Below are 13,729 nucleotides of genomic sequence, written 5' to 3'. Positions count from 1 at the left end.
AAGCATCCTTGGTATAATAATTGAGTAAAAGTGTGGGTTATAGCTCGTCAGAAAAAGGCGTGGTTTCTGCAGGTAAGGTGTAGTCTTCGTTTGCCCAAGCACCTAAGTCGATCAACTTGCAGCGACTGCTACAAAACGGCTTATATTTATTGTCTTGCCAGGCCGTCTGGGTACCGCAACGTGGGCAAGGGTAGGTCTTTGGGGGCGTATTTGCAGTAGAGTCAGTCATAAGAAAAGAGCAATGTCCTAAATGTTATTAGTATTGGTTGCATATGGCACAAGCATAAAACGCATCCGTCATTTAAATTACGACGAAACGAGGCGTACTTGCTATCGCTGTATTACTATTCAATTGGATTGACTATATAATAGCATGGGGCCGAATAATGACAAAAGACAAATGCTTTAAGGATAGTAGATGACCGACAATATTGATCTCACGCATCAGCAAGAGCGTGCCTTTCAACCACAAAAACTGTCAGCACCGCGTGACTTTATTATTCCAACTATCATCAATGACAATAAAAGTGAAAAACCGTTGATGCTAGAGATTGGGGCAGGGAAGGGTAAGCATGCACTTAGCTTTGCCGCACAAAATCCTGATAAGCATCTGATAGCCATTGAACGCACGCGTAATAAATTTGAAGCATTCTCAAAATTAGCCATTCTACAAAATTTATCAAACCTAGATGCGATTCATGCGGATGCGATTGCATGGACAGTGCATGCCATTAAACCAAAGAGCTTGGCTAAAATATTTATTCTTTATCCCAATCCTGAACAGCATAATCCAAATCAGCAATGGCTGAACATGCCTTTTTTTGAGTTTCTCTTATCACGCTTGCAGGTGGGCGGAGAAGTGGTATTAGTGACCAATATTGAATCCTATATGGACAATGCAGAACACCAAGCAACCAAAGTATGGTGTCTACCATCAACACGTTCTCGAGTACCAGCGACCAGTCAGCGCACTCATTTCGAAGTAAAATATCTTGCACGACAAGAAGTGTGTTGGGAGCTAAGCATTCGTAAGCCGAAGTGGTATAAAACAAGATTTGATGATTGGCAGGTAAGGGCTATAAGCGAAAAATAATAGCCTAAGTAAATATAGGGCTTATGTCAGTAATACACAGTAAAGTTAGTAATATTAGATATAAAATAGCCTAAGCAAATGAAATCGAAAAGTTAAAAAGCCGTCACTAAAAGACGGCTCAAAATTTGCACGGTTTATAAATAAGGTTTTACGAGGCTATTAGAGTTGGTATGCGCATCTAAAACAGTTAAAAAGGTATATGCACCGATAAACTTACGGCTGATAAACATAAATTCTTTTGGTGGCAGATTAAATTCAAAGGACTGCATTGCACGTGTGGCCGTAGTAGATAGGCGTGAATGTAGTTTACTATTGGCCCAAATATAGCGGTTCTGTTCATCTAAACATTCGCTAGGGATATTGGTGTTTTTCTCAGGGTCACTAAAAGGCTCGGTAGCAAGCAAAAATAACGAAGCAATATCTGAACGTACTTTATTACTCATGCTATCGAAAAAGTCGTATCCTTTCATAGCAATGCTCATTGCTTGCTGATCATGGCGATATCCTGCGCGTAATAAACCACGGGCAATCGTTAATAAGTTACCATCAAACTGACGAATCGCTCCAAAATCTAGCAAAACCAATCTATCGATATCTTCTTCGTTTTCGCTCACACGCACCAGATAATTACCAAAGTTAGGATCGGTCTGCATTTCGCCCCATACAAAAATCTCTTGCATCATGATTTCTATAGCTGCTTGACCAATGGCATTACGGCGTTCATGAGGTAGTAATTGCAATGCTTCTGATACCACAGTGATACCTGGCTCGTATGACATACATAGCAGACGTTTTTTAGAATAAGTACGATTAATCTTAGGCACGATATAGCGCGGATCATCAATTAAACGCTCGTAAAAACGCTCCGTCGTAGCCGCTTCCGCTTCATAATCGACTTCGTGATGGAGTAGGTCACGTATTTCCTCAAACCAAGCGTCGAGTGCGCGTGTTTGGGGAACGATATTACTTACTTTTAACAATCGTTTGAACAAGGCAAGATCAGAGTTAATAGCGTCTGCCACACCTGGATACTGAATTTTTAACACAACTTGTTCGCCAGTGGCGAGCACGGTCGCACGATGAACTTGAGCAAGAGAAGCAGTTCCGATGGGGACAGGATCAATGTCTAGCTCGTTTAGTTTGTTGCCCAGTAACTGGCGTAATGTTTGCTCAATCGTCGGCCAAGTTAATGTCGCTGTATCATCATTAAGGGTTTGCAAAGCGCGTGTGATCTCTGGTGGCAGTATGTGCTCACCATAAATCGCTAGCATTTGACCAATCTTGACGACCGAACCTTTCAGTTTACCCAGCTCTGATGCCAGATAGTTTGCCTGAGTTTCCATAAACGCCTGATTACGTGCAGTACGTGCTTCTTTATTTAAGAACATACCAGACACGCTATTACCCGCCCAACGACGACCAATATTCAAAGAAGTTTTTGCAATCGACATACGACGATCAAACCCTGAGGTTTTTAGGCTATCGATTGACTGCTTGTTGCTAAAAGGTTTAGACGTATCATTTGCCATAAGTATAATCATTCATCCAATTGGTATTGATTTGCGGGTTCGAAACCTACAATACAAGGGAGACGTGATGCACAGGTACAAAATTGTATCATATAAAGCGCGTTGGTTTTATGAGCCTAAGCTGGCCATTGATAGTTACTTTGTAAGCCAATGTCTAGCGGTAACTATTGATAAATAGGTGCTTACTAATTTAAATATGATTTATAAATAGCTAGATTTTTCTAGCAAGTTAACTGACTGTTAAAACTTAGAAAAATCTATTTATAGCCAATAGATTGGTATTAAAAAGATACTAAAAAATAAGACCTAGCATAATGCTAGGTCAAATAATGATTTAGAGCTATAAAATACAGAAATACTATTAATCAAACATATTGAGCGAAATCTCCGCATTATCTAAAATATTGCCCAAGACGTTACTCAATATGTTTTTAGTACGCCTTAGCTGCTAAGCATTTTCGCGAGTGATGGCATGGTGACCAATATCACGGCGATATTGCGCACCATCAAAACTGATAGCAGCAGTGACTGCTAATGCTGCTTGCTGAGCATCAGAAATGCTATCTGCTAGCGCAGTTACACATAAGACGCGCCCGCCGTTTGTAACGACTTCTTTATCATTATCGTTAGAAAATGCCGTGCCAGCATGGAAAACTTTAACAGCATTGTCGTTGTTAGGATCTAGTTCTGGCAAGCCTGCAATCACATCACCTTTAGACGAAGTTTCAGGGTAGCCTTTTGATGCAACGACGATACCTAGAGCAGGGCGCGCATCCCATTTTGCTTCACTAGGTAACTGACCTGCCAAACCTTGTGCGACCAAATCGACCATTGATGACTGCAAACGCATTAAGATAGGCTGCGTTTCTGGATCACCAAAACGGCAGTTAAATTCGATAACATACGGGTCGCCTGCCTTATCAATCATAAGACCAGCGTATAAGAATCCAGTATAAGTATGGCCTGCGTTTTTCATGGCATCGACTACTGGTTGAATCACTTGCTGCATGACTTTGTTATGAACATCGCTGGTAACAACTGGAGCAGGGGAGTAGGCGCCCATACCGCCAGTGTTTGGACCAGTATCACCTTCAAAAGCACGTTTGTGATCTTGGCTAGTTGCCATTGGTAGGATGTTGTCACCATCAATCATACAGATAAAGCTGGCTTCTTCACCCTGTAAAAACTGCTCGATAACCACGCGGCTGCCAGCATCACCGAACTTATTGTCCGCTAGCATATCGTCGATAGCTTCATGTGCTTGTTCGATCGTTTCAGCGACGATAACACCTTTACCTGCAGCGAGACCATCTGCTTTGATAACGATAGGCGCGCCTTGCTCATCGACATAGGCTTTTGCAGCGACTGCGTTGGTAAAACCTTGATAAGCAGCGGTTGGAATGTTGTTTTGCTCCATGAACTCTTTAGCAAAAGTTTTTGAGCCTTCTAACTGTGCACAGTACGCTGTAGGGCCCCATGCTTTGATACCTGCTTCACGACAAGCATCAACAAGACCCGTAACCAAAGGTGCTTCTGGACCAACAATCACCATGTCGATATCATTATTTTGACAAAACGCGATAACAGCACTATGCTCGCCTGCGTCAGCGTCGGTAGACTCTAGCGTAACGTTTTGGCATTTAGGCTCAAGGGCGGTGCCAGCATTACCAGGAGCGATGTAGACATTTTTTACATTGTCATCTTTTGCACATTGCCATGCCAATGCGTGTTCGCGACCACCTGAGCCAACCACCAAAATATTCATCATACCTTTTGCCCTTAGCATTAAAGTTAATAGTGAGCGAGTCGTACGCTCTTAAATATGTTGGCATATTCTAACAAAAAAACGCCTTCAATTACCATGAGTATCCGCCTGCCAGCACCGAATCATCCATATCGATGTCCAAAACCGCATTGTCTCATTAGTAAAGGTTATCGACACATCGCTGATTCATGAAATGATGTTGTACACTTTAGCTCGCGCCTTATGTGCGTTACACTTCACTATATTGGTAGTATTAAATTCTGATGGCTACATATTAATAAAAAATAAGAGCAAAAAAGGAGAAAATTTCTAACTGTTATAAAAATAAAATAAGTCGCGTGAATGGAAATACTGCACCGTTGCACCAATGATGAATATGCAGTAACAGTAGTCAATCTAAATCGATAAACTTAAATAAATAAATGTTGAACCAAATCTATAAAAAAAGGACGCAGGAAATGCCAAACTCCCTCAGTATCGCAAAAGAGCGCATTAGCCAGATAAGCGATATTGCTACCAGTTATGTACAAAAAGACAAATCGCTATTTGATCATTTTATTCATAGCTATTATCAGCCGCTGCATCAAGAAGCTGCAGAGGCGATTAGTAATGCTGACTTGGCGGGCATGGCGCTACATCACTTTACACTACTCAAAGCTTACGACGGTAGCAAGCCGCAGCTGACAGTACTAAACCCAGCAGCAGAAGAGCAGCACTTTCACAGCTCGCACACTGTCATTCAAATCGCAGCTTATGATAGACCATTCTTAGTTGATACGATTTTGATGAGCCTGGAAGCTGAAGGTATCGATGTTCATCGTACTTACAACATCATTATCAGTGTTGAGCGTGATGACAATGGTGATATTACTCATATCGAAGGCGCACATGAAAGTGCCACTTCACATATGTCATTGATTCATTGCGAAATTGCTTACCAAGACAACGAAGACTTGGAAGCACTGCAAAAAATGCTGATGTCAAAAATTGACACGCTTGATACGGTCGTTGGCGACTGGAAACAGATGCGTGCGCAATTGAATGATATCAAAACTGAGCTTTCGACTAAGCCGCTACCAGAAGTATTCTACTCACAACAAGAAATCCAAGCATTTTTAGATTGGATCTTAGACGATCACTTCATATTCTTAGGGTATCGTGAATACCGCTTGGAAGGTGGTCAGTCTATCGAAGTGACTTCTGAGCCGACTGATTTGGATTTATTTGCGATTGGTAACAGTGGCCTTGGTCTATTACGTGGTTCTGAGAAAGACAAGCTATCAGAAAGCTTTAGCCAATTGCCTAGAGGTTTAAAGCAATTATTGACTGAGCCGCGCATGTTGATGCTGTCTAAATCAAGCCGTGTATCACCTGTGCATCGTTCAGTATATATGGACTTTTTGGGCATTCATAAGTTCGATGATAACGGCAACCTAATTGGTGAATACCGCTTTATCGGTTTGCTTACGTCACAAGCCTATCAGCTGACTGTACAGCAAATACCGCTATTGCGCGAAAAAGCCAATAAAATTATGGCGATGGCAGATTTGCCACGTGACGGTCATGCTCATCATAAGATGATGCATGTGATTAATACCTTACCGCGTGATGATTTGTTCCAAGCCAGCGTCGAAGAGCTATACCCAATTGTTTCGGGTATTACTCAACTACAAGACAAGAAAAGCTTACGTCTATTTAGCCGTATTGACCATTATCAGCGTTTTGTTTCGTGCTTGGTCTATATCCCACGTGATAAGTTCAATACCGAACTACGCATTAAAGTACAAAACGTCCTAAAAGACGCCTATAACGGTATGTCCTCAGGGTTTACTACTGAGTTCAATGAATCTGCGCATGCTCGTGTGCATGTCCACGTACGTACCGTGCCTGGTCAAGTAAATGACGTCAATATCGCCACACTTGAAGCCAAATTATCAGCACTCATGCAGTCATGGGATGATAATTATCAAAAAATGCTACTCGATAATGTAGGCGAGCAACAAGCCAATGCTTTAAATCGTCGCTTCTTAAACTATATCCCTGCTGCCTACCAAGAGCGTTTTGATGCTCGTACCGCAGTCGAAGATACAAAGCGTTTGGCGGGTCTAACCGCAGAGCAACCGATGCTTTGGCACTTATACCAGTCGACAGGCGATGCACGTAACCAGCTCCACCTAAAGTTATACGGTCGCGAGCAGCCGGTTATCTTGTCAAAAGTACTACCAATACTTGAAAACTTTGGTGTGTCAGTTATCTCAGCACAGACTTATGAGTTTGACTTGCCAGAGCAACCTATCTGGATGCAAGAGTATGAGTTGACCCTAGAGCATGTCGATACGGTCAATATGCAAGTCGTGCGTGGTCAGTTCGAAGACAGCCTCAAACAAATCTGGGCAGGTCGTGTTGAAAGCGATTCATTTAACGAATTGGTACTAACGACCAAGCTCGATACTTATGATGTCGTCGTATTGCGTGCATTGTCTCGCTATATGCTGCAAGCACGTGCGCCATTCTCTAGTGCTTATATTCAGCAAACTGTGGTCAAAAACAGTGATATCAGTGTCGCGTTAGGTAGTTTGTTTGACGCACGTATGAATCCTAAGTATAGCGAAGAAGAACGTCAAGAAAAGGCTGCTACCATTCAAGAGCAAATCACAGCGGCGTTAGCAGATGTTGATAGCCTGGATGAAGATCGTATCTTGCGCTGGTACTTAGATTTGATCAATGCGATGGTACGTACCAACTTCTATCAAGTCGATAGCGATGGTCAGCGCAAAGATCGTCTGTCATTTAAGTTCTTGGCAGCAGACATTCCAAACTTGCCTAAACCAAAGCCAATGTTTGAGATATTTGTGTATTCACCGCGCGTCGAAGCGGTACATTTACGTGGCGGCAAAGTCGCTCGTGGTGGTCTGCGCTGGTCAGATCGTATGGAAGATTTCCGTACCGAAGTACTTGGCCTTGTCAAAGCACAGATGGTCAAAAACGCAGTAATCGTCCCTGTAGGCTCTAAAGGCGGATTTATTGTAAAAACCAAGAGCATGGCTGATGGTCGTGAGGCGTTCCAAGCAGAAGGTATCGCTTGCTATCAGACATTCTTACGCGGCATGCTTGATGTCACAGACAATATTGTAGATGGCAACATCGTCCCGCCAGCCAACACGGTACGCCATGATGAGGACGACCCGTACTTGGTTGTCGCAGCAGACAAAGGTACAGCTACTTTCTCTGACATAGCCAATGCGCTAGCAGCAGAGTACAACTTCTGGTTAGATGATGCCTTTGCATCAGGTGGCTCAGTAGGTTATGACCATAAAGCAATGGGTATCACAGCGCGCGGTGGTTGGGAGTCGGTCAAACGTCACTTCCGTATGCGCGGTATGGACATCCAAAACCGTGATGACTTCACCGTTGTCGGTATTGGTGACATGAGTGGGGATGTATTCGGTAATGGCATGCTGCTATCAACGCATACTAAGCTAGTTGCTGCCTTTAACCATTTGCATATCTTTATTGATCCTAATCCAGATACGGCGGCCTCGTACGCTGAGCGTGCACGCTTGTTTGAGCTACCACGCTCCTCATGGGCAGATTATGAAGCATCATTAATCAGTCAAGGTGGTGGTATATTCTCGCGCCAAGACAAAACCATCGCTATCAGTCCTGAGATGAAGTCGCTATTTGATATCAGTGAAGACAGCCTTGCACCGAATGATTTGATCAGTGCGTTACTACGTGCACCTGTCGATCTTATTTGGAATGGTGGTATCGGTACTTATGTCAAAAGTGCAAACGAAACGCATGCTGACGTGGGCGACCGTGCGAATGATTCGCTACGTATCGATGGTAATGAGCTACGTGCAGCCGTTGTTGGTGAAGGGGGTAACTTAGGTCTAACTCAGCAAGGTCGTATCGAGTACGCTCAAACGGGCGGACGTATCTATACAGATGCAATCGACAACTCAGGCGGTGTTAACTGCTCGGACCATGAAGTCAATATCAAAATCCTACTTGGTAAAGTAGTTGAGCAAGGCGATATGACGCTGAAGCAACGTAATGAGCTGCTGGAGAGTATGACTGACACCGTAGCAGAATTGGTATTACGTCAAAACTACTTGCAACCACAAGCGATTGAGCTGAGCCATATCCGTGCAGCAGCCAATCTGAGTGATCATCAGCGCTTTATTCAAATGCTAGAGAGTGAAGGGCGTCTGGATCGTGCGATTGAGTATCTGCCATCAGATGAAGAGATTGCGAAGCGTCAAAAAGCGGATACTGGTCTGACCAACCCTGAGCTAGCAGTGGTCTTGGCTTATGGCAAGATGTGGGTTTATGACAATCTATTATTGTCTGATTTACCAGATGATCCGTACTTTATCAATGAGCTACGTAAGTACTTCCCAGATGAACTTGCGTCACGCTTCTTTGATGAGATGACTGAGCACCGTTTGCATCGCGAGATTATCAGTACTTACTTGACCAACAGTGTGGTCAACCGTTTAGGTATTGAAGCGCTATTCCGTCTCTTTGAGGAAACCGATCAATCACTAGCCACTATCGTACGTGGTTATGCGATTAGCCGTGATGTATTCAACGTATCGCGCGCTTGGAAAGCACTTGAAGCCCTAGACAATCAAGTTGAGGCGACGTTACTGCTGAACCTTGAGCTACGTCTACGTGATTCACTTGAGCGCGGTGTTGTCTGGTTCATCAATGCCTTCGGTCAAAACTTGCAAGTCGCTGATATGATTAGCCGTTTCAGTGAAAGCGTAGAAAAACTGACCAAGCCAAGTGGTTTTATCGAGCAGCAATTTGCTCAATATCTGCAAGAAGATACCAAGCGCTTGATGCAAAAAGAGCTGTCTGATAATGACGCTACGCTATTTGCAATGCTACCGTACCATGTCGATGCGCTTGATGCTGCATTGCTTGCTGAGCAATATGAGCGTCCTGTTGATGAGATTGCAACTTTATACTTTGAAGCCTACCAAGTGTTGCAGTTAGACTGGATGATGGAAAATATTGCCAGCCTACCACAGCAAGATTATTGGGATCGCCGTGCTCGCCATGCGTTAGTGAACGAGCTGTCACGCAGCTTGCGTCTATTGATGGATGCGGTACTCTCAAAACCAGATGCTAAGCAAGCATTTAGTGAATGGAGAGCAAGACACGTCGATCAGCTTGCAGCAGTCACCACAGAGATGAATAAGTTAGATGAGCTTCATAGCAATGATGAAGAAGGTCAAATCGGTCTTTCAACGTTGTCAGTATTGATGAGTGAGCTTAGTGGTTTAGTTACTAAGTAATGAAGTAATATCACTCCCAAACTGTCGCACAAAAAAACCACCGTTCTTAATGTTCGGTGGTTTTTTATTGTCTAAAAGAAATGGTTTAATTAAAAGTATTAAGTAGTAAAGTGATTAACCTAACTTATGATGCTTTTTCACTGACAATCTTATGACATCCTTGACCACTGATTCGACTAAATCCGCCCGAGAGCTTTTCGACCTTGATTTGGGTTAAAATGCGATCTTTTAGGGCCTGAACATGGGATATCACCCCGATTAATTTACCTTCTTGCTGTAAATTGGTCAGCGTATCAAGCGCAATGTCTAAGGATTCCTCATCCAATGTACCAAATCCTTCATCCAAAAATAGCGAATCTACCCGAATATTTTGACTGGCCATCTGTGAGAGTCCTAATGCTAACGCTAGGCTAATGATAAAACCTTCGCCGCCTGAGAGGTTTTTAGTACTGCGAATTTCACCACCTTGATAGTTATCAATCACATTTAGCTCAAGTGGACTATTATCATCACGAGCCAGCAAGTAGCGATCGCTCATTTTTTGCAGTTGCGTATTGGCTTGAGTGACCATAAGGTCAAAAGTAAGTCCTTGAGCAAAGGTGCGGTACTTCTTGCCATCGGACGAGCCAATCAATTTGTGCAGCTGTTGCCACACTTGAAGCTTATCCTTTTGAGTATTGATGGCATCAATCTGTGCCTGTTGGGTATTTTTTTTGTCCTCATTGTCTTTTAGTCGCTGACTGATGGCACCAATCGATTCAATTCTTTTATTAGACTCATCTTGGGCTTGTGATTGCTGTTGGGCAAGCGTTTCTCTATCGTCTACTGTCAGCGGATTGGCTTGCTTAGCTTCAAGTGCTTTTTTGGTTTCTTCCAATAAAGACTGCGCTTGTTTTAGCGCATAATCGATATGCTGTTGTTGCTGTCTAAGTGCATTACGCTCATCTATGGGCAGGCGTGCATTAGTAAAATCTATTTCATTAGCGAAATCAGAGGCGGCAAGCGCTGACTTAAAGGTATCTTCTTGGCTGCTAAGTGTAATCCTTACAGTAGTCACTTGCTCAGTCACCTGACGTTGCTTATCAAGCAATTGACTAAGTATGTGCTTAGCATTGTCTAGCTGTCTTTGCGTAGAGGTCTGCGTGGTTTTAGCCTGATCTAAGACATCGCGTAAACGCTTTTCTTCTGCTTCAGGATCTTTATTAGCAAAAACATACTTTCTATCTGTTTGTAATTTCTCAATCGCCTCAGTTCTTTCTGCCACGAGTTGAACTAGTTTAACAAGCTCATTTTCTTCTTTGTCGAGCTGAGACTGCTTGGTCTCGATTTGTGTTTCTAATCGACCGAGTGATGTTTTTAGGTTTTGTTGATCCTCTCTATAGTCGTTAAACTGTTTCTTGATTTGTAAAAGGGCACTGTGACATTGGCGCAGAGTATTGATATGCGCCTGAGCGTCAAAACTGCTTAGTACGGTTTGGTTTTCAATGCTGGTTATCAGCGGTTGTAATGATTGCAGTGAAGAACGTATCGCCGTTTTTGCATCTGACTGATGTTTGTCAGCGGAATATTTATTTAACAGAGCTAATATATCGGTTTTGAGCACGGTCAATTCAGAAAAATTATCATGATACTTTTTGTCTAAGTTTTCTATAGCCCATGTTGTTTTTTCACTATTGCTCTCAATCTCGTTAATAGTGCTGGTTAGCTCACGCTGCTCTTTGTCTAACGCTTCGATGCCATTACGCATCGTAGAGAGCGACTCGCTAAGCGTTTCATATTGAGTTAACGTATTTTTAAGAGACTCCCTACGCTTACCTAGCTCGATTTTGCTACTGTCTAATAATGATAGCGCATCTACATGCGTCTCAATCTGCATCAACGGTTTTAATGTTTCAGCAACAAATTGAGAATAGCTTTTATTTAGTACTGAACTGATTAACTGGTCGATATCTGTCTTTAACTTTTGTATTTGGTGATTTAGCAGGCCTTGTTGCTCTTCCGCTTGCGCAAACTGCTGTCGTACAGTTGCTTGATTAATACGATGTTTAGAGAGAGTATCTTCTAAATTGGATATAGTCGTATCCAGCTCTGCTATTTGCCGCTGAGTTTGCGTTGCTTCCGTTTCTTGCGCTAAGTGCGGATGGTCTGCACTATAAGGATGCTCTAGCGACCCACAAAGCGGGCAGGGATGGCCATCTTTTAGGTCAGCGATATAGTCTTCTAATTTAGCGACTTTTTGTAGTAAATGCAGCTGGGTTTGTTTGTCTTGACGCTTGTCTTTGGCAGCGCCGAGCGCCGATTCATTATCAGCGATTAAGCCTGCCAGCTTCTTGAGGTCGTTACTCATTACTGGCAAGGTCGCAACTATTTTCTCTACTTGTACACTAAGCTCATCAAGCTGGTTTGTCTTAACGCTCACTTGGTCAAGTTGACGGTTGATATCATCAATCTGCTCTTGCTCATCTCGCATATCAGCCAATGACTGCACTTGGGTTAATGCTGCTTGCTCTTGTTGTAAAGCGGCTAATTTATCCTGTATAGACAACATGGTGGTGTCTTTTGTCTTTTTCTGTTGATTTAAGACGTCAAGATTGGCGCGATACTGGTGGATCTGTTGCTGCTGGCTTGTTTTATCATCTGATAGGGCGGTATTCTCTTGCAATAGGGCTTTTAGTCGGCCGCAATGACTTTTGAAGTTCGCTATGTCACTATCGATATCGTTTAATTCATGGGCGTCATTAAGATAGCTTTCGACACTTGCGAGTTGGGTTTTATTTTGTGCAGCCTGTCGTTTATGGTTGTCTATCTCTTTATTTAGATGTTGAGTGCTGCCCGTTAGAGTTTGCTGTCTTTGCTCAATATCTTTTAGGACATGCTTATTCTGCGTAATGTCTATATCTAGTCTACGCGCCTGCGCAATATTGGGTAGAGCCGTTTGCAAAGTTTCATGGGTAGCTTGCGCATGAGTTTTTGCTGTTTCTAGATGTATGGTTGCTTGCTCTAGGTCGTCTTGTTTTTGCGGTAGGATGCTGCTGATCTGCTGCTGTTCTTCTTGCAAGCGTTTTAAATTATCGCGACTATGCACAAGTTGGCTGAACTGACTGTCAATCTCCAACGCTTTATTAGCAGCGATTAAGCGTTTGGCACTAGGGATAAAGTCTTGCTGAGCCTGCTGAGCCTGATCTAGATCATTTTGATAAGTATTCAGTTTTTCTTTTGACTCTGTCACGCTATCTAGCCACTTTATCTTTTCGGACAAATTTTGAATGGTTTTCTGCTGTTCACTTTGAGCACTTTGATATGACTGCAAGTCAGCTTTTAACTGATTTTCTTCATCGGTATTTAAGAGCATCAAACCATCTAAACCGTATTGCAGCTTACTGAGAATTTCTTCCTCGGTACGTTTCTTATCATGAACCTGTGTTGAGATAGTCGCGTAAATATCAGTGCCCGTAATTTTCTCTAAAATATCTGCGCGTTCATCAGCCTTTGCCTTTAGAAATGCTGAAAAACTGCCCTGAGCCAGCAATATAGAGCGAGTGAACTGCTGAAAATCCATCCGAGTCAGTTCAATGATCTTATTTTTGGTATGTTTTGAGGTGCTTTCTAACAGCTCATCCTCTTTTGACGAGTCATCAATGTTTATCTTAGCAATTTCATGAGTCGCATCTTGCAGATTGCCATCTGCTTTATTGTAAGCACGGCGCTGTCCCCAGCGGCAGCGATATTGCTCGCCATTTAAGTCAATCACTACTTCAGCGAAACACTCTGCCGTCTGCCTCGTCATCACCTCATTGCTGCTTTTGCTGATACTATTAATCCTTGGCGTCTCACCATATAACGCTAAGCAAATAGCATCCAATATGGTGGTCTTGCCAGCACCAGTCTGTCCTGTGATCGCAAAGATGCCTTCATTGGTAAAGGCAGTATCAGCAAAATCAATATGCCATTCGCCTTTTAGGGAGTTGAGGTTTTTTAGTCTGAGTTCGATTAGGCGCATGGATAAGTCTTAATATTAGTAATAGCCGCAGCTGCG

Annotated in this window: 6 protein-coding genes; 2 read left to right on the top strand and 4 right to left on the bottom strand. The window is 42.9% G+C overall.

Annotated elements, in window-relative coordinates; all coding sequences use genetic code 11:
- Positions 1–37: 37 nt before the first annotated feature.
- Complete coding sequence (locus IEE84_RS06990) at positions 38–229, bottom strand: DNA gyrase inhibitor YacG (RefSeq protein WP_057760289.1); 192 nt, start codon at positions 227–229, stop codon at positions 38–40.
- Between the two features lie 189 nt (positions 230–418).
- On the opposite strand from IEE84_RS06990, the gene IEE84_RS06985 reads away from it, so the two are divergent.
- Entirely contained in the window at positions 419–1,093 is a 675-nt protein-coding gene (locus IEE84_RS06985; RefSeq protein ID WP_191113631.1) for a class I SAM-dependent methyltransferase, read from the top strand.
- Positions 1,094–1,227: 134 nt separating this feature from the next.
- On the opposite strand, the gene IEE84_RS06980 is transcribed toward IEE84_RS06985, so the two are convergent.
- Positions 1,228–2,622 carry an ABC1 kinase family protein gene (locus tag IEE84_RS06980; RefSeq protein WP_191113630.1) on the bottom strand — a complete coding sequence of 465 codons (1,395 nt, stop codon included), beginning with the start codon at positions 2,620–2,622 and terminating at the stop codon, positions 1,228–1,230.
- 448 nt (positions 2,623–3,070) lie between these two features.
- Positions 3,071–4,387, bottom strand: a complete 1,317-nt coding sequence (gene purD / locus IEE84_RS06975) for a phosphoribosylamine--glycine ligase (protein WP_191115413.1) — start codon at positions 4,385–4,387, stop codon at positions 3,071–3,073.
- Positions 4,388–4,845: 458 nt separating this feature from the next.
- Between purD and IEE84_RS06970 the strand changes: the two genes are divergently transcribed.
- Positions 4,846–9,693: an NAD-glutamate dehydrogenase gene (locus IEE84_RS06970; RefSeq protein ID WP_191113629.1), complete on the top strand. Its 4,848-nt coding sequence runs from the start codon at positions 4,846–4,848 to the stop codon at positions 9,691–9,693.
- 124 nt (positions 9,694–9,817) lie between these two features.
- Here IEE84_RS06970 and IEE84_RS06965 read toward each other — a convergent pair whose 3' ends face one another.
- Entirely contained in the window at positions 9,818–13,693 is a 3,876-nt protein-coding gene (locus tag IEE84_RS06965; RefSeq protein ID WP_191113628.1) for an AAA family ATPase, read from the bottom strand.
- Positions 13,694–13,729: the final 36 nt, after the last annotated feature.

Source organism: Psychrobacter sp. 28M-43 (assembly GCF_014770435.1).
Classification (GTDB): Bacteria; Pseudomonadota; Gammaproteobacteria; order Pseudomonadales; family Moraxellaceae; genus Psychrobacter.
The sequence above is the reverse complement of the archived record's forward strand: the minus strand, read 5'-3'. Positions and strand labels throughout refer to the sequence as shown.